The sequence below is a fragment of the Sphingomonas sp. HITSZ_GF genome (assembly GCF_029543155.1).
Classification (GTDB): domain Bacteria; phylum Pseudomonadota; class Alphaproteobacteria; order Sphingomonadales; family Sphingomonadaceae; genus Sphingomonas.
Window position 1 is genome coordinate 349,213 of the sequence record NZ_JARQXA010000004.1, and the last position, 19,882, is coordinate 369,094.

Consider the following 19,882-nt stretch of genomic DNA (forward strand, 5'->3'; position numbering starts at 1 on the left):
CGGGGCGGCGGGCAGGTGCTAACGGGACGCTAACCATTGCGCGCTAGTCGTTTCCGCCATGTATCATGATCCCAAGCTGGCCGCCGAAGCCCAGGCCGATCCGCGCCCCCGTTCGGCGGTGAGCACCGGCGTCGGCATGGCCGGCCTTGCGGGCATGAGCGCATGGACGCTCTTCGCCACGCTATACGGGCTCGACGGGCCCTATTCCGCGATGGTCAACGTCCTTGCCTGCGCCATCCCGATGGTGCTGTGGTCGCTGCTCGTCGACAAGGTCCACCTGAACCCGACCACCGGGATCGACTGGTCCTCGACGCGCACGCTCAAGGACACGCTCGACATTTCGGTGACCAAGCTCACCGGCCTGTGGCTCACCTGGGGCGGGATCGCGCTGATCTACGCCACCTTCCGCTTCTGGTGGACCGGCCGCTACGCCAATTTCGCCTGGTCGATCTGGTGCATCGAGATGGCGGCGCCGGCGCTGTTCCTGCTCTCCATCCCCTATGTCCTGTGGCTCGATCGCAAGCTCGTGCAGCCGAAGGATGGCGCCTGGCATCTCGGCGCCTGGCTGATGGGTCTGAAGGAGCCGATCGACCACAAGGCGATCCAGAACCATCTGCGTGGCTGGGCGGTGAAGGGCTTCTTCCTCGCCTTCATGCTTTCGATCGTGCCGCCAAATTTCGGCGATTTCGTCGGCTGGAACTTCGCGCGGATGTTCGAGAGCCCGGCGGTGATCGCCAATTACTGCATCAGCTTCATGTTCGTGATCGACGTGGCCTTCGCCACCGCGGGGTACATCCTGACGATGCGCCCGCTCGATTCGCATATCCGTACCGCCACGCCCTATGCGGCGGGCTGGACCGCGGCGCTGATCTGCTACCCCCCCTTCGTGCTGATGAACGAAGGCGGCGTGCTCGATTATCATCCGGGCAGCGCCGACTGGACCTGGTGGTTCGCAGGCCATCCCTGGATTCTCGGCGGTCTCGGCGCGGTGCTGGTGGTGCTGACCGGCATCTATGCCTGGGCGACGATCGCCTTCGGCATCCGCTTCTCTAACCTCACCCATCGCGGCATCCTCACCCATGGGCCCTATGCGTGGAGCCGTCACCCGGCCTATCTGTCGAAGAACCTGTTCTGGTGGCTCTCGGGTCTGCCCTTCCTCGCCACCACCACGTGGCTGGAAGGCATCCGCAACGCCGCGATCATGGCGTGCGTGAGTGGCGTCTATTACTGGCGTGCGCGCACCGAGGAGCTACATCTGGGCTCCGACCCGGCCTATCAGGAATACAGCGCCTGGATGGCTCGCAACGCGCCGGTCCCGCGCTTCTTCGCCTGGGCTGGAAGCAAGCTGCGCGGCTGATCCGCCATCGCGGCGAAACTGGTCGTCATCCCGACGTAAGTCGGGATCTCAGGCGACTCTTGTCCCGCGCCTTCGCCTGAGATCCCGGCTTTCGCCGGGATGACGGCTATGTCACCAATCCCCCGCAGCCCCCATCCACAGGCTCACCGCCGCCGCAGCCGCCGTCTCCGCGCGCAGGATGCGCGGCCCCAGCGAGATCCCCACCGCGCGGGGATGCGCCCGGATCGCCTCGCGCTCGGCGTCGTCGAACCCGCCTTCGGGTCCGATCAGGATCGCCGCCGGCCCGGGATGCGCGCGCATCGCCTCCATCGCCGGCACGCCGCCGGTCTCGTCGGCGAAGAACAGCACCCGCTCCTCGGGCCAGTCGCGCAGCAGCGCGGGCAGCTTCACCATCTTGGCCAACTGCGGCAGCGCGGTGCGCCCGCATTGCTCGGCCGCCTCGATCATGTGCGTGCGCAGCCGCTCGAGGTTGAGCTTGTCGACCACCGCGCGCCGGGTCAGCACTGGTACCAGCCGGTCGACGCCCAGCTCGCACGCCTTTTCGGCGATCCAGTCGATCCGCCCCTTCTTGATCGGCGCGGCGCACAGCCACAGGTCGGGCACCGGCTCGCGTTCGCGCAGGCAATCGGTGACTTCCAGGATCAGGTCGCGCTTGCCGATCGCCCGCGCCACGCCGGCCCATTCGCCGGTCCTGTCGTCGAACAGCTTGATCGCCTCGCCGATCTTTATCCGCATCACCGAGATCAGGTAGTGTGCCTGCGGTCCGTCGATGCGGATCTCGCCGCGCGAAAGCTCGGTCTCGACGAACAGGCGCGGGGCGGATTGGGGCGGCCAGGCGGGCGTAGCGGGCATAAGCCTGCTCTAGCGCCCGGATCGGCCCTGCGTCACTCCCCCAGCTTAGTCGCCGCTCATGCCACCCATGCCGCCGCCCGGGCCCATCCCGCCCATGCCGCCGCCTCCGCCGCCAAAGCCGCCCCCGCCTCCACGACGTCCACCGCCGCGGCCCATGCCGCGCCCGCCGCCACCACGCTTGCCGGGCTTGAAGTTCGCCGCGTCGAGCTTGGGCAGTTCGCTCTTCTCGATCTTGCCGTCGCCATTCTTGTCGAGCAGCGCGAAGCGCTTGTCGGCGGCGGTGCGGAACTCCTTGGCGTCGACGCCGCGGTTGAAATTGGTATCGGCGACTGCCACCGGCTCGGGATAATCGAAATAGCCGAAGCGCGCCGCACCCTGCGCGACATAGGCGACCTTGCGTTTGGGGCCGTCGCCATCGCCGCTGTCCTCGCTCGATTCGGGCGCGCTGCCGATATAGCTGCCCACCCGGATCATCGGCGCGATCTCGGTCTCGTAATATTCCAGGTCCTCGGGATCGATCTCGCCGTCCTTGCCGCGATCGAGCGTGGCGAAGAAGCGGGCGGCATCGGCTTCCATCTCGTCCTGGGTCAGCACGCCGTCATGATTGGCGTCCGCCTTGTCGAACCAGATGTTCGGCGCATCGGGCCCGCGGAACGGCTCGCCCATCGGGCTGATGAAGAAGCTGGGCGGGCCATCGGCCAGGGCAGGGGTGGCGGCGGTCACGAGCGTCAGGCTGGCGAGGAGAAGGCGCATCGATATTTCCGGAATGAAATGGAGCCCAGCCTGCCCGTGCGCCCGCTTTGTCGCAGAATTATGCCAGATTGTTGCGGGCTTGATCTTTGCGTGCCTTGCGCGGAGGACGGGCCATGGCAGACGCGCAGCAGATCGTACCCGATACCGAGCATCGCGGGCTGGTGGGCCTGCTTCCCGTCGCGGCCCGCCCCTATGCTTTGCTCGCCCGCTTCGATCGGCCGATCGGCTGGTGGCTGCTGTTCTGGCCCGGTGCCTGGGCGGTCGCGCTTTCCAAGGGTGCGGTCGAGCGCTGGGACCTGATCCTGTGGCTGCTGCTCGGCAGCATCGCGATGCGCGGCGCCGGCTGCGTCTATAACGACATCGTCGATCGCGACCTCGATGCCCAGGTCGCGCGCACGCGCAGCCGCCCGGTGGCGAGCGGGGCGGTTTCGGTGAAGGCGGCCACGATCTGGCTCGCCCTTCTCTGCCTGATCGGCCTGGTCGTCTGGCTCCAGCTTCACTGGCCCGCGCGCCTCGTCGCGCTCGCCAGCATCGCGCCGGTCGCCGCCTATCCCTTCATGAAGCGGATCACCTGGTGGCCCCAGGCCTGGCTCGGCCTGGTCTTCTCCTGGGCGGCGTTGGTCGGCTGGATCGAGATCGGCACCTATCCGCTGCTCCCGCTCGCCTTGCTCTATACCGGCTGCATCGCCTGGGTGATCGGATACGACACGATCTACGCGGTGCAGGATATCGAGGACGATGCGCTGGTCGGCGTCCGCTCCTCGGCGCGGGCGATGGGCCGCCATGTGCGCGGCGGCGTCACCGGCTTCTACCTCGTCGCGCTGGCTTGCTGGGCGGCGGCGATCTGGTCGCTCCGCCCCGATCCGCTGGCGCTCGCCACCTTGCTGCCGATGGCTGCGCACCTGCTCTGGCAGGTCGCCACGCTGAACCCGCAGGACGGCGCCAACGCGCTCGTCCGCTTCCGCTCAAACCGCAATGCCGGGCTGCTGATGTTCGCCGCCTGCTTCGTCGTGGGGCAGACACTTTGACCTTCACCGCCTGCATACCTAAGTGCGCTCGATGCTGACCATTCCAGAAGCCTGCGAACGCGCCGCCGACATCGTCGCGCGGGCGCGCGCCGCCGGCGCCGATGCCGCCGATGCCGTGTTCGCCGCCGACAGCTCGCAGTCCGTCTCGGTGCGCATGGGCGCGCTCGAAGACGTCGAGCGTTCGGAGAGCGAGGAGCTGGGCCTGCGCGTCTTCATCGGCCGCCGCTCGGCCAGCGTCTCCACCTCCGATCTCAGCGGCGACGCGCTTGCCCTGCTCGTCGAGCGCGCCGTCGCGATGGCGAAGGAAGCGCCCGAGGACAAATGGGCCGGCCTCGCGCCCGAGGCGCGGCTGCTCCATGGCCGCCCGCCGATGCTCGATCTCGATGACGGTGCCCAGGTCGATCCCGCCTCGCTCAAGGCGGTCGCCCAGCTGGCCGAGGAAGCAGCACGCTCGGTAGAGGGCGTCACCAACAGCGAAGGCGCCAGCGCCGGTGCCTCGCGCTCGGTGATGACGCTGGCAACCTCGCACGGCTTCACCGGCGGCTATGCCCAGACCAGCCATGGCATCTCGGCCAGCGTCCTCGCCGGCAGCGGCGGCGGGATGGAGCGCGACTATGCCCATCATTCCGCCCGCCACGCCGCCGCGCTCGAAGCGCCCGAGGCGATCGGCCGGCGCGCCGGCGAGCGTGCGGTGGCGCGGCTGGATCCGGCCAAGATCCCCAGCGGCGCGATGCCGGTCGTGTTCGATCGCCGCGTTTCGGCCGGGCTGATCGGCCATTTCCTCGGTGCCATCGCCGGTTCGGCGATCACCCGCAAGACCAGCTTCCTGCTCGATCGGCTCGGCCAGCAGATCTTCGCGCGCGGGGTGACCATCTGCGACGATCCGCACCGCCCGCGCGGCCTGCGCTCGCGCCCCTTCGACGGCGAGGGGCTGCCGGTCCAGCCGGTCAAGCTGGTCGATGCCGGCCTGCTCGAGACCTGGCTGCTCGACAGCGCTTCGGCGCGTCAATTGGGCCTCGAGCCGACCGGCCATGCCTCGCGCGGCATCGGCGGCGCGCCCGGCGTGGCGCCGTCCAACCTCTATATGGAAGCCGGGCACATTCCGGCGGAGACGCTGGTCGGCGAGATCGACTATGGCATTCTCGTCACCGAGCTGATCGGCCAGGGCGTCAATGGCGTTACCGGCGACTATAGCCGCGGTGCTGCCGGCTTCCTGATCGAGAAGGGCGAGATCACCCGGCCGGTGTCGGAGATCACCATCGCCTCGAACCTCAAGGACATGTTCCTGAACCTCACGCCGGCGAGCGACCTGGAGTTCCGCTACGGGATCAACGCCCCCACGATCCGCATCGACGGGATGACGATCGCCGGTGCCTGAGGCCGGCCTCGCCTCCCAGGTCGCGGCAATCGCCGCGGAGGCGGGGCGCCTCGCAATGGCGCGCTGGGATACCGACTTCAAGCGTTGGGAGAAGGTGCCGGGCAGCCCGGTGTGCGACGTCGATCTCGAAATCGATTCGCTGCTGCGCGTGCGTCTCGCAGCGTTGCTGCCCGACGCCGGCTGGCTTTCGGAGGAAACCGCCGACAACAGCGCGCGGCTCTCGCGGCGCCAGGCCTGGGTGGTCGATCCGATCGACGGCACCCGCGACTATCTGCGCGGCAGGCCCGGCTGGGCAGTGTCGGTTGCGCTGGTCGAGGATGGCCAGCCGGTGATCGGCGTGCTCGATGCCCCGGCGCGCGGCGAAGTCTGGACCGCCGAGGCGGGGCGGGGCGCCTTTCGCAATGGCGTGGCGCTCGCAGTTGCGCCCCGCTCGGAGCTCGCCGGCGCCCGCGTGCCTGCCGATCATCTGCCGCAGGTCGATGCCGATCTCAGGATGGTCGACCGGCCCAATTCGATCGCGCTGCGCATCGCGATGGTCGCGGCGGGCGAGGCCGATCTGCTCGCCACGATCCGCTGGGGCAATGAATGGGACGTCGCCGCCGCGGTGCTGATCGCGCGCGAGGCAGGGGCGGCGATCAGCGATGCCATTGGCCAGCCGCTTGCCTTCAACACCCCGCGTGCCCAGGCCTTTGGGGTACTCGCCAGCGCACCCGGCATCCACGATGCCGCGGTCGAACGGCTGGCCGACCGCGCCCGCGAGGCGCTCGAGAGCTGAACTGTCCAGCGCCGGGACGGCTCGCCGCCTCAGGGACACATTTTGGAAATATTGCCTTCCTAGCTCTGGTATCGCGCTCCAAAAGAAGAGCGAGATCATTTTTCAATGCGGAGAGGGAGGCATTGGAATTGCGAAGCGGCAAGGGGTCGATCATCGCGCAATGCGTTACCAATACAAACCTTCGCATATTGGAAGCTGATCCGCTTTTCTCTGAAATAGTCCAGCGTGACCTTCCAGAACTTCGTCAGCTCGATATTCTCGAGATCACCCACCAAGAAGATCGCATCCCGAATACGATCCATATCGATAATCTACGCCAGCACGCGCACCCGTTCGTCATCGTCAAACGCTATGTCCTGGCAGACGGTTCGATCACCTGGGTGCGCAATCATGTTTCAAGCACCACCAACGGCATCGGCGGCACCGTGTGGGTCGCCACGGTCGAGGCGATCGATGCGCCGCCTGCGGGCGATCCCGCGCTGCTCGACATTGCCCAGCGCGTGCTCAAATGGCGCGACGTGCGCTGCGGCAGCTTCGGTGCCCAGGTGTTCAGCGAGCCTGCGTCCGATATCCTCATCGATCTGTTCGTCAGCGAGCAGAAGGGGCGTGACGTCTGCGTGTCGAGCGCCTGCCTCGCCGGGCATGTGCCGCCCACCACGGCGCTGCGCCACCTTACCATCCTCGAGGAGAAGGGGCTGGTCCTTCGCGTGCCCGATCCGTTCGACAAGCGCCGCTTCATGGTCGAGCTGACCGATCAGGGCCGCGCCACGGTGCGGGCGATGCTCGAAGCGTTCCTGCGCAGCGAGGCGCGTTGAGCTAGCGCGCCGCCACTGCGATCAACGCGGTCGAGGGGATCGGCAGGATCGCCCTGCCTTCCGCCATGCGCCGCACCTCGGCCACCACCGCCGCGCGCTGGTCGTCGTCGAGCGCCAGCCAGTCCGGGCTCATCCCGAACAATTCGTCGGGCGTGTCGAGCTGGCGCACGTCCAGTTCGAAATCATGCACCACCACATCGATCCGCGGCGCCTGGAAGCCCGCATCGACCATCGCGGCCGACAGCCATTCGGGATCGCCCAGCGCCACCGCGCCTTCGGGCAGCCTGGTCTTGCCGTCCAGCTTCGGGAACAGTCGTCGCCGGATCTGCGAGAGCAGCAGGAAGGTCGCGGCGCCTTCGCTCTGCCAGGTGGCGAGCACTCCCAGCCCGCCGGGCCGCGTCACCCGTGCCATCTCGGCCAGCCCCTTGCGCCAGTCGGGGAACATGATGACGCCGAATATCGAGAAGCTGATGTCGAAGCTTGCATCGGGCAGGTCGAGCGCCTGCCCGTCCATCACCCGCGCTTCGACATTGGCCAGCCCCGCCGCTGCGATCCGCGCGACCATGCCGGGGGAGAAGTCCGTCGCCACGATCTGCGCGCCGCTGCGGGCGGCGGCCAGTGCCAGCGCGCCGGTGCCCGCCGCCACGTCGAGCACGCGCGTCTCCGGCGTCAGCGTCACGCGTGCCAGCGCTTCCTCGGCGAATTGCGCGGTGAAAGGGTGGGCGGTGCGCTCGTAGGTGGCCGCCGTATCGTCCCAATGCGCGGGGTTCTCGTGCTTCTTCTCGGTCATTGTCGGCCTCTCACGAATCATGTAACATCATAAGTATCGTGAAAGCCCGTGCTTGCCAATGGCCGGCCGGCATTGGAGGAAGCATGGCATGCGAAAGGACAGCCGCCTCTCCCGGATGCTCCATGTGCTGCTCCACATGGCGCGACATGATGGGCCGATGACTTCCGAGCAGATCGCGCAGATGCTGCAGACCAATCCCGTGGTCGTCCGCCGGACGATGGCGGGGCTGCGCGACGCCGGCTATGTCCGCTCGGAAAAGGGGCATGGCGGCGGCTGGGCCATCGCCGCCGATCTGGAGAAGGTGTCGCTGCTCGACATCCACCGCGCGGTGGGCGGCCCGACGCTGTTTGCGATCGGCAGCGAGCAGGAAAGCCCTACCTGCGCGGTCGAGGCGGCGGTCAACGAGGCGCTGGACGACGCCTTGCGCGCGGCGGAGGCTTTATTGATTGCGCGACTGGGTGCCGTGAGCCTGGCCGAGCTTGCCCGCAGCTTCGATGCGCGCTGCGCTACGGTCCTGCATAGCGCCACGTCGGCAGCTTGAGCTGCCCGCGCATCGCCTGGATGTCGGACACCAGCCGGTCGCGATAGCTGGCCGGCACGCGCCCATATTCGCCGAAATCGGCGATCGCCCATTGCCCGTCATTCCTGACGAACAGCCAGGCCACATCGGGCTTGCCGTCCGGCACCTCGGTGCGCGGTGGCGGGATGTCGATCACTGCCTGGGCGGTGGTCGGATCGAGATAGCGCACCGTCACCCCGATCTTCGTCCAGGCAAAGTCATAGGGGTTGGTGCATTGGCACAGGACGTCGCGGTTGCCGCCGCATTTGTGGGCTGCGGGCCTGCCGATCCGCTTCCGCAGTCGCGCGCACTCCGCCTCGGTCGCCGCCAGCCTCGGGGTCAGTGGTATCGCAGGGCGCGGCATCGCGTCCGCGCCGACATAGAGCGCATAGGTCAGCCGGATCAGCCGCTCGAGCTCCGGGTCCTCCTGTTGGACGACCAGCAGCGCCAGCGGCGCGAGGATCAACCCTCGTCGCCCTGATATTTGATCTGCAGATACCGCCCGCGCGTCGCCAGCGCGTCGAGGTCGCCCTGGGCGAGCTGGCTGGTCATCTCGGCGATCTCGTCGTCTATCAGCTGCAGCCCCTGCGCCAGCTGCTGGTCGGGGGTGAGCCCGTTGCGCTCCACCCGGCGCAGCGGCTCGGGCACGCGGGCATAGCCCTTCACCAGCTCGGGCAGCTGCTCGCCGACCAGCTTGCGCACTTCCATGGCCGCCGGGCTGTTCTCGTCGAGCGTGGCAAGCTGCGGTGCCAGCGTCTCCAGCTTCACGCCGATCGAATCAACCAGTCCGCGCACCGGCGAGGGCAGTGCCGGGCGCTGCGTCTCGAGCCAGCGCTCGGTCGAGCGCGGTAGCGCCTTGAGCGGGATTTCGGCCAGCTTCTCGACATTCACCGGCGCGCTCGCCGGCAGCACCGCGAAGAAGATCGTCGCCGCGATCAGCAGCAGCGCCACCAGCATCGCGCCCATCATGCCGAGCGGCGCCACCGCCAGCCCGAAGACGATCGCGCCCGCCAGGATCGCGCCGTCGGCTGCGGCGATCCGCCCGATCCGGCGGACCACTTCGGCTTCCTTGTGCTGGCGGTTGCGGCCGGACACCGCAATGTCGGTGCGCGCGCGCACGCGGTCCAGCGTGTTCCCGATCCGGCTCAGTTCGCGATCGACATCGGTGGGCACGGCCTACATCGCCTCCAGCTTGAACTGCTCCGCCCCGCCCGAGACCTGGTTCTGCGCCGCTCCCTCGGCCCGCGCGATATAGCCCTTCGACTTCTCGACCTCGTTCGACAGCGTACCCACCGTGGTCTTCATGCTGTCGAACGCCTTCATCTTGAAGGTGTCGATCGCGTCCATCGTGTCATAAATGTTCTGGAAGGCGCGCTGCAGCGTCTCCACCGGGATCGTCGAGTTCGCCGCCTGCTCGTGGATCGCCGCCGACTGGCTCTTGAGCAGCTGCCCGGTCGAATCGATCAGTCCGGCGGTGGTGGTGTTGAGCGCGGTGATCTGGTCGAGCACCAGCTTCTGGTTGGTCAGCGCCTGCGCCACCGTCACGGCGGTGCGCAGCGCCGATACGGTGGTGGTGCTGGCGCGGTCGACGCCCTTCACCAGCTCGACATTGTTCTTCTTGACCAGGTCGAGCGCCAGATAGCCCTGCACCGTCACTGCCATCTGGGTGAGCAGGTCCTGCGTGCGCTGGCGGACATAGAAGAGCGCGGTCTCGCGCAGCGCCTTGGCCTTGGCGGGATCGCTGTGGTCGAGCTCGTTGGCCTTGTCCTCGATCTTCGCGTCCATCGCCTTGGACAGATAGATCATCTGTTCGAGCCGGCCCATCGCCGTCCACAAATTGGTCCGCTCGGTATCGATCGCGGCATTGTCCATCAGCAGCTCATCCTTGCCGTTGGCCAGGCTCTTGAGGATGCCGTTGATGTGCGTCTGGGACGACTGGTACTTGCGGAAATACTGGGTCATGCCGCCGCCGAACAGCTTCGACAGGAAGCCGCCGCTGCCGCCGATCAGCTTGCCGTTCTGGCTGGGGTCGAGCTCCTCCACCTTCTTGCGCAGCGCGAGCAGGTCGGCGCCGACGCCGTCATTGCCCATCGCCTTGACCGGCCGGTCGAGGAAGCGGTTGGACTGGCCCGCCGCGTCGCGGATCTCCTTCTGCCCCATCGCTGCGATCGCATCGACGCGCTTGCCGAACTCGGGCGAGTTGACGTCCTGCGCGACGAGGTCGTCGATGAAGCCATCGACCCGCGCTTCGAGCTCGGTCTTCTTGGCGTCCTCCACCGGCACCAGCCCGGCCGCCTTCTCGGGCGCCACGACCTTCACCGGCTCGGGCGGAGTCAGCACCAGATCCTGTTCGGCCATCAGAGTTTCGCTCGCCATTCTACGCCTCCAAAACCGTTCGGCCCCAGCATAGGGTCATCCGGACGGCAGTCCAACTGTGTCGTTTATGTAATACACCAAGTCCTGCCCGCCAAGGGCCAAGGGTTTGCCCTAGCGGCTTTCGGTCTTGATCTCGCTTGCCCGGAAGATGTTCTCGCCGTCGCGCAGCTCGGTCAGGCGGCAGCCATTCTGCGGCTCGCTCGCGCCCGCGCAGAAGCGCGCGCCGTCCGCCGCGCCGCGCTGGCTCTCGGCGGTGGCGCCCTTGGCCGCGGTCAGCCGCACCGGCTCGCCCGATCCCGCCACCAGCGCATGGCAGCTGCCGCTGCTCGATTCCCGGCAGGTCAGCATCAGCTTGCCGCTGGCGAAATCGGCTTCGAGCACCAGGCTCACTTCGCGCTTCTCGGTCTTGGCCGAGCAGCCGGCGAGCAGCACCAGCGCCGCCAGCATCATCTTGTTCATCGAATTCTCCTTCGCCCCCAGCATAGCGCGGTTTCGCGCCGGGGCGAGGGCGGTTCAGCCCGCGTCGCGGGCCGCGCGCATGTCCGTGCCGCTCAGCGTCTCCACCCGAACCGCGGTCACCGCGCCGGCAGCATTGCGCTCGAAGGAATAGCGGCTCGTCTCGGTGCGGAAGATGTCGGGGGCGACGCGTTGCAACGGCTGCGGCCCGCTGCCGGCAGGGATGGCGACCAGCCTGCCCTGCTCCACCTTGAAGCTGCGCGTGCCAAAGCTGCCGGCATAGGCATCGAGCGCTCCCGCTGGTGCAGCGGCTTGTGTCAGCAGCTCCAGCGCCCATTCGCGCTCGCGCTTCACCGCCGGCTCGGTGGCACGCGCCACCAGATCGGCCAGCGCGCCGCGATGGGCCGTGTCCAGCGCGTTTTCCGGTGCGGCGGCGATGTCCGGGGTCACACCGGTCCGCTCCCAGCCCGGCCCGTCGATCAGCTTGATGCTGGTCAGGAAGAACGAGATGTCCGATCCCGCCGGGAACATCGCCCCGCCATTGCCCGCGCCCGCGCTCACCATGCCCACCACCGTGCCCAGCTTCCGGTGCTGGGCGAAATAGGCGAACATCTCGGCGGCGGAGGCGGTGCGCGCGTCGATCAGCACATAGAGCGGCTTGCCGGTCAGCCGCTGCCCCGGCACTTCGGCGAGGCTCATCAGCTTCTCCGTCCGGTCGCCCTCACGGAAATAGCTCTCCATCAGCTGCACCGGCTCGGGCCCGGTGAAATAGCTGATCAGCCGCTGCACCAGATCGGGGGCGCCGCCGATATTGCCGCGCAGGTCGACGATCACTGCGTCGCTATTCGCCAGAAACGCCATCGCCGCACCGGCAGTGGGCTCGGACATCGCCAGCGGCACGAAGCGGCTCATCCGGAGATAGCCGACATTGCCGCCCAGCCGCTGCACGGCGTCGAAGCCGAAATTGCTGCGCGCGATCTGCGCTTCGCTGCGCGGGTCGATCCGCCCGAAATTGCGCGGCCCCGCCACGGAGCCGGCGGGCGCAGGCTGGCCGGCGGGCGCCACTACGCGCACCGTCTGCGCGGAGCGGTTGGGCTCATAGACGGCGCGCAGGTGCACATCGGGCATCACCGACTGGACATCGGCAGTGATCGCCGCGGCAAAGGCGATCGGGTCGGCCATCCCGTCATAGGCGCCCACGGCCAGCCGCTGGCGCAGATGCGCCGCGATCCGCCTGCCGGCCGCGGGATCGACATAGCGCGCCTCGGCGGCGGCGGCGATGTTCCCGATCACCTGGCTGCGCTGCATCGGGTCCAGCGCGGCGGGCCGCGCCGTCTGTGCGCTTGACGGAACGGGCGCCAGCATCGGCGGTGCCAGCGCCGCGCAGTACAGGGCCACCAAAGTCGCGCGCATCCCGATCGCCTCCCGACAGAAACGCTTCAGCGCTAGCGGGGCGGCGGGATCGGTACAACGCGTAGGGGCGTCGCGGCGTCCGTCTCCGTCGCGCTCTGGTCTGCGTTGATCGCTTAGCCCGCTTCGCGCCCGTTCTTCAGCGCCCGGCCCCACCATTCGAGCTCGTCGAGCAGGTGCCCGGTCCAGCGCAGGTCCTTGTCGTCGGGCGTGAAGCTGCCGCCCTGCGCCTTGCCCCACACCCCCATGATGTGCACCGACGCTTCCAGCGGCGCCATCTGCAGCTCGCGCGCCACCATGGTCAGCTGCTCGATCGATCGCGCGGCGCCGTTGCCGCCATAGCCCAGCATCGCCGCGGGCTTGCGGTTCCACTCGGCATAGACGAAGTCGAGCGCGTTCTTGAGCACCGCCGGGATGCCGTGATTATATTCGGGGCAGATCAGGATATAGCCGTCGGCGCTCGCCACCTTCTCGCCCCAGGCGATCTGTTTGGCGTCGGTATAGCCGCCTGCCGCCGGGGGCTTGGCGAAATGGTAGAAGGGCAGGTCCCAGTCCTTCAGGTCGATCAGTTCGGGGTCGAGCCCGTCGCGTGCCGCCGCCTGCTCGATCACCCATTTGCCCACCGGCTCGGCCATCCGCCCCTCGCGGACGCTGCCCAGGATGACGAGGATCTTGAGCGGCTCGGTCATGCTTTTCCCTTCATGCGATCTGGCGCTGTCCTACACGGCGCTTTTGTGGTTCAGAATGTATGATGCGCGGTTCCGCTCCAACCACCCATTTGGCGAATGCCGATCCCCGGCTGCGGCCCGGCCTTGCCGGTAGGATCTCGCACGCCCATCTCGCAGGGGACGGCCTCGCGCGTAGCTGTCGAGACTTTTGTGACTTTCGGGCCTCCCGCGCCCGTATGGCGAGTCAACGGAGTCAACATTTTCGCCGAGGCGCCTGCACGAACACCGGGCTTCCCGCAGCGCACAAATTGCTGTACGGGCCCGCCAACTTATTTCCAGGATAGCATCATGAACCTCCGCAACGTGGCGATCATCGCGCACGTCGACCACGGCAAGACCACGCTCGTCGACCAGCTCTTCCGTCAGTCCGGCACCTTCCGCGACAACCAGCGCGTCGAAGAGCGCGCGATGGATTCGAACGACCTCGAAAAGGAGCGCGGCATCACCATCCTGGCGAAGCCGACCTCGGTCGAATGGGCGCCTCCGGGCGGCGGCGATCCGGTTCGCATCAACATCGTCGACACGCCCGGCCACGCCGATTTCGGCGGCGAAGTGGAGCGCATCCTCTCGATGGTCGACGGCGTGATCCTGCTGGTCGATTCGTCGGAAGGCGCGATGCCGCAGACCAAGTTCGTCACCGGCAAGGCGCTCAAGCTCGGCCTCAAGCCGATCGTGGTCGTCAACAAGATCGACCGTTCGGATGCGCGCGTGCAGGAAGTGCTCGACGAAGTGTTCGATCTGTTCGTCACGCTCGAGGCCAATGACGAGCAGCTCGATTTCCCGGTGCTCTACGCCTCGGGCCGCAACGGCTATGCCTCGGACGATCCCGACGCCCGCGAAGGCACGCTGCAGCCGCTGTTCGAGAAGATCGTCGAGCATGTGCCGCCGCCCGCGCTCGACGTCGATGCGCCGTTCAGCTTCCTGGTGACGCTGCTCGATCGCGACAACTTCCTCGGCCGCATCCTCACCGGCCGCGTCCAGTCGGGCACGGTCAAGCTCAACCAGCCGATCCACGCGCTCGACGCCACCGGCAAGGTGATCGAGACCGGCCGCGCCTCGAAGATCATGACCTTCCAGGGCCTCGAGCGCGTGCCTACCGACGAAGCCAAGGCAGGCGACATCATTTCGCTGGCCGGCCTGACGGTCGCCACCGTGTCGAACACCATCGCCGACACCTCGGTGTCGACGCCGATCCAGGCGCAGCCGATCGATCCGCCGACGCTGTCGATGCGCTTCGCCGTCAACGATTCGCCGATGGCGGGCCGGGAAGGCTCGAAGGTCACCAGCCGCATGATCCGCGACCGCCTCGAGCGCGAAGCGGAATCGAACGTGGCGATCAAGGTCACCGAGAGCGAGGACAAGGATTCGTTCGAAGTCGCGGGCCGCGGCGAGCTTCAGCTCGGCGTGCTGATCGAGACGATGCGCCGCGAGGGCTTCGAACTCGGCATCAGCCGTCCGCGCGTGCTGTTCGGCGAAGAGGACGGCAAGAAGACCGAGCCGTACGAAACCGTCGTGATCGACGTGGACGATGAATTCTCGGGCACGGTCGTCGACAAGATGAACCAGCGCAAGGCCGAGATGACCGACATGCGTCCCTCGGGTGGCGGCAAGACCCGCATCACCTTCTCGGCGCCGTCGCGCGGCCTGATCGGCTATCATGGCGAGTTCCTGTCGGACACCCGCGGCACCGGCATCATGAACCGCCTGTTCGAGAAATATGGCCCCCACAAGGGCCAGATCGAAGGCCGCAAGAACGGCGTGCTGATCTCGAACGGCAACGGCGAAGCGCAGAGCTACGCCCTCGGCCCGCTCGAAGAGCGCGGCATCCTGTTCGTCGGGCATGGCGAGGCGCTCTACGAGGGCATGATCGTCGGCGAGAACGCCAAGACGGAAGACCTTGAGGTCAACCCGATGAAGGCGAAGCAGCTCACCAACTTCCGCGCTTCGGGTGGCAAGGACGACGCCGTCCGCCTCACCCCGCCGAAGAAGATGACGCTGGAGCAGGCGATCGCGTACATCGACGATGACGAGATGGTCGAAGTCACGCCGACCAAGATCCGCCTGCGCAAGCGCCACCTCGATCCGCACGAGCGCAAGCGCGCCAGCCGCGCCAAGAACGCCGGCTAAGGGCGATCTCCACCGTCACCCCCTGCCTTGGGCCGGGGTGACGGTAGGAGGATAGAGCTTCGCCTCGGGTCTTTCCTACAGGCGGCTATCTGTGATTAGCTCCGTCTAGTCCCCAGTGGACCGGGCGGAGTTTTTTCATGCTGTTGACGATGCTGGCCCTGATCGCCGCGCAGGAGGTGCCGGGCACGCAGAACGCGCCGAAGCAGGAAGCCGACGGCAAGCAGAGCTGGTCGATCCTCAACGACCCCTGCACCAGCGGCCCGCCGCGGAAAGCCGATGAGATCGTCGTCTGCGGCCAGGGCGCTCAGGCCGAGCCGCGCCTGCCGCTGCCCGGCCAGCGCGGCCCGCCTGACCGCCCGATGCCGAGCAATCCGGACGTGAGCGGCATCGGCGCCTTGAATGCCTCGATCGCACCCTGCGCCACCCGGTCGGAAGGCTGCACTACCGGCATCAACATCCTCGGCATGGGCACCGCGCTGATTCGCGGCGTCGGCAAGGTCATCGATCCGAACAGCTGCTGTGAGGAGCCGGGCGAGGCGACCAATCCGGTCAAGCTCGTCGGCGATGCGATCGGCGGGGTGGGGCGTGCCTTCCGCAAGAAGCCGGACAAGAGCGGCCGGGTCGCCATCGCGCTCGACGATTTGCCTGCGCCCGAGCCGCGCCGGCTGCGTGACCTGGAGGTGCGCCTGCCGTTGCCCTGATTGTTATTGGCACCGGTGTCATCTAGCCTCCGGGCAAACAGATTCGGGAGGGATTGGATGCGTGGATTGATGCTTGCCGGGCTTGGCCTGGCGCTTTCGGCGACGGCGGCGCAGGCGCAGACTGCACCGCAGGACCGCCCGCCGGCAGTGCCGATCAAGGCGTCGAAGATCATCCTGGTCGGCGATTCGACCACGCAGGTGCTGTCGGGCTGGGGCGGCAGCTTCTGCGCCTATCACGTCACCAGCTTTGCCGCCTGCGTGAACCTCGCGCGGGGCGGGCGCAGCACCTACAGCTATCGGGCGGAAGGCAGCTGGGACCTGGCGCTCGCCGAAATGAAGACGCCAGGCTTCGTGAAGACCTATGTCCTCATCCAGTTCGGCCATAACGACCAGCCGGGCAAGCCGGGCCGTTCGACCGATCTCGCCACCGAGTTTCCGGCCAATCTGCGGCTCTATGTGAAGGAAGCGCGCGCTGCCGGGGCCGAGCCGATCCTGCTCACCCCGCTCACGCGCCGCCAGTTCAAGGCCGGCAAGCTCGATCGCGATCTCGATGCCTGGGCGGAGTCGATCCGCAAGGTGGCGGCGGAGATGAACGTGCCGCTGGTCGATCTGAACAAGCGCAGCGCCGATGCGGTCGAGGCGCTGGGACCGTCCATGGCCAATCGCTTCGCCCAGGTGCCGCCGGTGCGCGAAGTCTCGGCTGCGGCGCTCACCGGAACGACGATCGCCAACCCGGCGGCGACGCCCGCGGCGCCCGCTGCGGCGACACAGAGCAATGCGGCGGTCGAGCCGCTCGGCGATGCCAAGCTGGCCTTCGACTATACCCATCTGGGGCCGGTGGGGGCCGACTTCTTCTCGAAGATGGTGGCGGACGAACTGGCGGTGGCGGTGTCGACGATGCGTCCGCTGCTGGTGCCCTGAAGAATTCGGCGGCCCGCGGGATTGCGGGCCGCCGGACGAGAGCTCAGCGGCGGCGGATGCGCGAGGTCGAGACGGAGCGGCTGAAATAGCCGTTGCCGCGCGACTGCGAGACATCGCGCGAATGGAGCAGGCGGCCATTGCCGCCGGTCAGGTCGGCCGAGCGGGTATAGCCGTTGCCGGTGCGGGCGGCGGAAGCCTGGTAGTTGACCGAGCGGCCGCCGAAGCCGGTGGCGCTGGCGCTGGCGCTGGTCGAGGCAGTGCCGCCGCCATGGCTGTGGCTGGCGTTGAAGCCGGCGGTGCGGCCGGCAAAGCCGGTGGTGCTGCCGCTCGCGGTCCAGCCGCTGTCGGTGCGGGTGCGGTCATAGTCGCGGCTGGCGGTGGCGCCGTCGGACTTGCGGGTAACGCTGGAGTCGAGGCTCACCGAACCCTGGCCGTCACGGGTGACGGTGCGCGAGCCCTCATAATTGGGGCGGTCGACGGTGGTGGAGTGCGTGGACTGGGCATGGGCAGGCAGGGCGATCAGGGCCAGGGGGGCGATACACAACAGGCTCTTCATGGCGGTTCTCCGTGGTTTGCTGGGCAGGCCGTGACCTGCCTGCTTCCTCAACGGTCGATCGGAAGATTCCCTTCGCGGTTCATTTCCGCCCGCCGCCGCGCCCGCCATTCGCGGCGCTGTTCGAAGCGCTCGCGGATCTGCTGCGCGCGCGGGCTTTCGGAGATGGCGCGGGCGATCGGGTGCGGATCGCCTTCCTCGCGCAGCTGCTGCGCGCGGGCGGTGATCTCGGGATGGCGCTCGGCGACGCGGCGGCGCAGCGCCTCGCGCTGTTCGGGCGTCATCGACTGGATGCGTTCGCGGATCGCTGCGCGGCGCTCCAGCCGGCGGGCGAGCATGCCTTGCTGCGGCCCGGCAACGGGGGTCGGCGAGGCGATGGGCACCGCGACCTGCTGCGGCTTGGCGGCGCGGGGCCGGGGCGGCGGCGCGGGCGTCGGCTTGGGGGCAGGGGCGAAGACCGCGGCGATCGCCGGCAGCGGATCGGGCAGCTTGCCGAGCACGCCAGAGGCTGCGGCGGCCGCACTGGTCAGCAGCAGCGCGCCGGCGCCGGCGAGCAGGCCGCGATGCCGGCGGATGCTTCCCCGCAGCGAGCGCCGCGGCGGCGGGATGCGGGCAGCGAGCGCGGCCGCGGTGACGTCGCGGGTAAAGCCGGCGCGCAGCGGCGGCGGGCTCGCCCGGTCGAGCGCAGCCTTTTCGGCGGCGGTGAAGGGGTCGCCGTTCATGCCGCGCGCTCCAGTGAGATCAGCCCGCGCGCCGCCAGTGCCTCGCGCATCGCGGCGCGTGCGCGGAACAGCAGCGATTCAAAGGCCTTGAGGTTCATGTCCATCGCCGTCGCCGCCATCGTGTTGGGCAGTTCCTCATAATAGGTGAGCACGATCGCTGCACGCTGCCGCTCGCTCAGCGCACCCAGCGCCGCCACTGCCTGCGCCCGCAGCCGCTCCGAATCGAGCAGCGCATCGGCGGCCGGGCTGTCGTCGGCGCGCTCGGGCACTTCTTCGTCGCTGGCGAAGCGGCGGCGGCGCAGCCGGTCGAGGCACAGGTTCATCGCGACCCGGTTGAGCCACGCGCCGATCCCGGCCTTCCCGCTCTGCCACGCGCCGGCCTGGGCCCAAAGCCGCAACAAGGATTCCTGCGCCACGTCTTCCGCCTCCGCGGCATCGCCGATCATCCGCCAGGCGATGCGATGCAGCCGCTCGGCATGGCTGTCGACGACATGCGAGAAGGCCGCCGCATCGCGCTGTGCGATCCGGCGCATCACGGCGTCGTCGTTCATCCCATGCATCAACACCAGACCGGCATAGACTGTCCTGCTCTGCACAGGCCTTAACGGCCGGCCGCGCAAAACCCTTCGCGGTCTTTTTCTGCGTCAGGCCTTGGCCAGCTCCAGCAGCACCGCCCATTCGTCGTCGCGCACCGGCGTGACCGACAGGCGCGACTGGCGCAGCACCTCGAGCTTGGCGAGGCGCGGTTCGGCCTTGAGCATCGCGAGCGTCACCGGCTTGGCGAGCTTGCGCACCGGCTTCACCGCGACGCTGGCCCATTTGCCATCGTCCCCGTCCGGCTGCCAGGCCCGGGTGATCTCCATGATCCCCACCGCCGCCTTCTCGGTGTTCGAGTGATAGAATAGTGCCTGGTCGCCCGGTTCCATCTCCTTCAGGAAATTGCGGGCGGTGTAGTTGCGCACCCCGTTCCATTCGGTCGCGCCGTCGCGGATCAGGTCGTCCCAGCTATAGGCATCGGGTTCGGAGCGGAGCAGCCAATATCGCATGCCGCCCGCATTAACCGCCTAAACCGCTGCTTAACAACCGATTCCGAACCAGTTCAGCCGCCGAGCGTTATCTCCCTAACCTCAGCGCCGCGACTCGTCCCTCCTCGGACGGCCGGCAGGCGCCAGCAATGAGGAGGAAAGTGATGAGCAAGTTCATGAAGAAGGCAGTGCTCGGCGCCGTCGTCGCCGCCACCACCCTGGCCGCGGCCGCTCCGGCTGCCGAAGCGCAGCGCTATCGCGGCGGCTATTATGGCGACCGCCACTATCGCGGCCATGACAACACCGGCACCGCGATCGTCGCGGGCATCGCCGGCATCGCCATCGGTGCCGCCATCGCCGGCAACGACCGCCGCTACGACTATGATCGCGGCTATTACCGCCAGCACGGCTATTACCCGACCGACGGCTATTATTATCGCAACCACTACCGCTCGTATCGCGGCTATTGCGAGGTCCGCCGGGTCTATGACCCCTATTATGGCCGTTCGGTTCGCGTCCGCTACTGCCGCTGACACCCTTAAGGGGGGCTAGCCTC

At 68.0% G+C, this 19,882-nt stretch carries 23 protein-coding genes; 10 read left to right on the plus strand and 13 right to left on the minus strand.

Features of this window, described 5'->3' with window-relative positions:
- Nucleotides 1-58: 58 nt before the first annotated feature.
- Entirely contained in the window at nucleotides 59-1,357 is a 1,299-nt protein-coding gene (locus P6144_RS13455; RefSeq protein WP_277768271.1) for a DUF1295 domain-containing protein, read from the plus strand.
- A gap of 111 nt (nucleotides 1,358-1,468) precedes the next feature.
- Here the strand turns inward: P6144_RS13455 and P6144_RS13460 are convergent, their stop codons facing one another.
- Together P6144_RS13460 and P6144_RS13465 are read right to left on the minus strand one after the other, a co-directional pair.
- Nucleotides 1,469-2,209: a 16S rRNA (uracil(1498)-N(3))-methyltransferase gene (locus P6144_RS13460; RefSeq protein ID WP_277768272.1), complete on the minus strand. Its 741-nt coding sequence runs from the start codon at nucleotides 2,207-2,209 to the stop codon at nucleotides 1,469-1,471.
- Between the two features lie 45 nt (nucleotides 2,210-2,254).
- The gene (locus P6144_RS13465) at nucleotides 2,255-2,962 is read right to left on the minus strand and encodes an EF-hand domain-containing protein (protein ID WP_277768273.1); all 708 of its coding nucleotides are present in this window, start codon (nucleotides 2,960-2,962) and stop codon (nucleotides 2,255-2,257) included.
- A 113-nt stretch (nucleotides 2,963-3,075) separates the two neighbouring features.
- Between P6144_RS13465 and ubiA the strand changes: the two genes are divergently transcribed.
- The 4 genes from ubiA to P6144_RS13485 all read left to right on the plus strand — a co-directional run bounded on the left by ubiA (nucleotide 3,076) and on the right by P6144_RS13485 (nucleotide 6,958).
- Complete coding sequence (ubiA, locus tag P6144_RS13470) at nucleotides 3,076-3,990, plus strand: 4-hydroxybenzoate octaprenyltransferase (protein WP_277768274.1); 915 nt, start codon at nucleotides 3,076-3,078, stop codon at nucleotides 3,988-3,990.
- Between the two features lie 31 nt (nucleotides 3,991-4,021).
- Nucleotides 4,022-5,368, plus strand: a complete 1,347-nt coding sequence (locus P6144_RS13475) for a metallopeptidase TldD-related protein (RefSeq protein WP_277768275.1) — start codon at nucleotides 4,022-4,024, stop codon at nucleotides 5,366-5,368.
- Entirely contained in the window at nucleotides 5,361-6,143 is a 783-nt protein-coding gene (locus P6144_RS13480; protein WP_277768276.1) for a 3'(2'),5'-bisphosphate nucleotidase CysQ, read from the plus strand. The genes P6144_RS13475 and P6144_RS13480 overlap by 8 nt, the downstream gene beginning before the upstream one ends.
- A 188-nt stretch (nucleotides 6,144-6,331) precedes the next feature.
- Nucleotides 6,332-6,958, plus strand: coding sequence for a hypothetical protein (locus P6144_RS13485; protein WP_277768277.1), 627 nt, complete (start codon nucleotides 6,332-6,334; stop codon nucleotides 6,956-6,958).
- A gap of 1 nt (nucleotide 6,959) precedes the next feature.
- Here P6144_RS13485 and P6144_RS13490 read toward each other — a convergent pair whose 3' ends face one another.
- Complete coding sequence (locus P6144_RS13490) at nucleotides 6,960-7,748, minus strand: class I SAM-dependent methyltransferase (RefSeq protein ID WP_277768278.1); 789 nt, start codon at nucleotides 7,746-7,748, stop codon at nucleotides 6,960-6,962.
- 88 nt (nucleotides 7,749-7,836) lie between these two features.
- Between P6144_RS13490 and P6144_RS13495 the strand changes: the two genes are divergently transcribed.
- Nucleotides 7,837-8,289, plus strand: coding sequence for an Rrf2 family transcriptional regulator (locus P6144_RS13495; protein ID WP_277768279.1), 453 nt, complete (start codon nucleotides 7,837-7,839; stop codon nucleotides 8,287-8,289).
- Here the strand turns inward: P6144_RS13495 and P6144_RS13500 are convergent.
- The 6 genes from P6144_RS13500 to P6144_RS13525 form a co-directional block, all read right to left on the minus strand.
- Nucleotides 8,255-8,773, minus strand: coding sequence for a hypothetical protein (locus tag P6144_RS13500; protein WP_277768280.1), 519 nt, complete (start codon nucleotides 8,771-8,773; stop codon nucleotides 8,255-8,257). The two genes, P6144_RS13495 and P6144_RS13500, sit on opposite strands and share 35 nt — an antisense overlap.
- The gene (locus P6144_RS13505) at nucleotides 8,770-9,480 is read right to left on the minus strand and encodes a hypothetical protein (protein ID WP_277768281.1); all 711 of its coding nucleotides are present in this window, start codon (nucleotides 9,478-9,480) and stop codon (nucleotides 8,770-8,772) included. Before P6144_RS13505 ends, P6144_RS13500 begins: the two co-directional genes overlap by 4 nt.
- A 3-nt stretch (nucleotides 9,481-9,483) precedes the next feature.
- On the minus strand, nucleotides 9,484-10,683 hold the full coding sequence (locus P6144_RS13510) for a toxic anion resistance protein (protein ID WP_277768282.1): 1,200 nt from the start codon (nucleotides 10,681-10,683) through the stop codon (nucleotides 9,484-9,486).
- Between the two features lie 111 nt (nucleotides 10,684-10,794).
- Nucleotides 10,795-11,142, minus strand: coding sequence for a hypothetical protein (locus P6144_RS13515; protein WP_277768283.1), 348 nt, complete (start codon nucleotides 11,140-11,142; stop codon nucleotides 10,795-10,797).
- Nucleotides 11,143-11,196: 54 nt separating this feature from the next.
- Nucleotides 11,197-12,552, minus strand: a complete 1,356-nt coding sequence (locus P6144_RS13520) for a S41 family peptidase (RefSeq protein ID WP_277768284.1) — start codon at nucleotides 12,550-12,552, stop codon at nucleotides 11,197-11,199.
- Between the two features lie 113 nt (nucleotides 12,553-12,665).
- Nucleotides 12,666-13,238 (minus strand): NAD(P)H-dependent oxidoreductase, encoded by a 573-nt coding sequence (locus P6144_RS13525; protein WP_277768285.1) that lies wholly within the window; start codon nucleotides 13,236-13,238, stop codon nucleotides 12,666-12,668.
- Nucleotides 13,239-13,565: 327 nt separating this feature from the next.
- Here P6144_RS13525 and typA point away from each other — a divergent pair, with 327 nt between their 5' ends.
- The 3 genes from typA to P6144_RS13540 all read left to right on the plus strand — a co-directional run bounded on the left by typA (nucleotide 13,566) and on the right by P6144_RS13540 (nucleotide 17,026).
- Entirely contained in the window at nucleotides 13,566-15,404 is a 1,839-nt protein-coding gene (typA, locus tag P6144_RS13530) for a translational GTPase TypA (protein WP_277768286.1), read from the plus strand.
- A gap of 137 nt (nucleotides 15,405-15,541) precedes the next feature.
- Complete coding sequence (locus P6144_RS13535; RefSeq protein WP_277768287.1) at nucleotides 15,542-16,105, plus strand: hypothetical protein; 564 nt, start codon at nucleotides 15,542-15,544, stop codon at nucleotides 16,103-16,105.
- A gap of 57 nt (nucleotides 16,106-16,162) precedes the next feature.
- Complete coding sequence (locus tag P6144_RS13540; RefSeq protein WP_277768288.1) at nucleotides 16,163-17,026, plus strand: rhamnogalacturonan acetylesterase; 864 nt, start codon at nucleotides 16,163-16,165, stop codon at nucleotides 17,024-17,026.
- 43 nt (nucleotides 17,027-17,069) lie between these two features.
- Here P6144_RS13540 and P6144_RS13545 read toward each other — a convergent pair whose 3' ends face one another.
- The 4 genes from P6144_RS13545 to P6144_RS13560 all read right to left on the minus strand — a co-directional run bounded on the left by P6144_RS13545 (nucleotide 17,070) and on the right by P6144_RS13560 (nucleotide 19,347).
- Nucleotides 17,070-17,582, minus strand: coding sequence for a hypothetical protein (locus P6144_RS13545; RefSeq protein WP_277768289.1), 513 nt, complete (start codon nucleotides 17,580-17,582; stop codon nucleotides 17,070-17,072).
- A 47-nt stretch (nucleotides 17,583-17,629) separates the two neighbouring features.
- Nucleotides 17,630-18,301, minus strand: a complete 672-nt coding sequence (locus P6144_RS13550; protein ID WP_277768290.1) for a hypothetical protein — start codon at nucleotides 18,299-18,301, stop codon at nucleotides 17,630-17,632.
- Complete coding sequence (locus tag P6144_RS13555) at nucleotides 18,298-18,852, minus strand: sigma-70 family RNA polymerase sigma factor (protein WP_277768291.1); 555 nt, start codon at nucleotides 18,850-18,852, stop codon at nucleotides 18,298-18,300. The genes P6144_RS13550 and P6144_RS13555 overlap by 4 nt, the downstream gene beginning before the upstream one ends.
- A 93-nt stretch (nucleotides 18,853-18,945) precedes the next feature.
- On the minus strand, nucleotides 18,946-19,347 hold the full coding sequence (locus P6144_RS13560; protein ID WP_277768292.1) for an EVE domain-containing protein: 402 nt from the start codon (nucleotides 19,345-19,347) through the stop codon (nucleotides 18,946-18,948).
- Nucleotides 19,348-19,490: 143 nt separating this feature from the next.
- Between P6144_RS13560 and P6144_RS13565 the strand changes: the two genes are divergently transcribed.
- A complete protein-coding gene (locus P6144_RS13565; protein WP_277768293.1) occupies nucleotides 19,491-19,859 on the plus strand; it encodes a hypothetical protein in 369 nt (122 codons plus the stop codon).
- Nucleotides 19,860-19,882 lie beyond the last annotated feature (23 nt).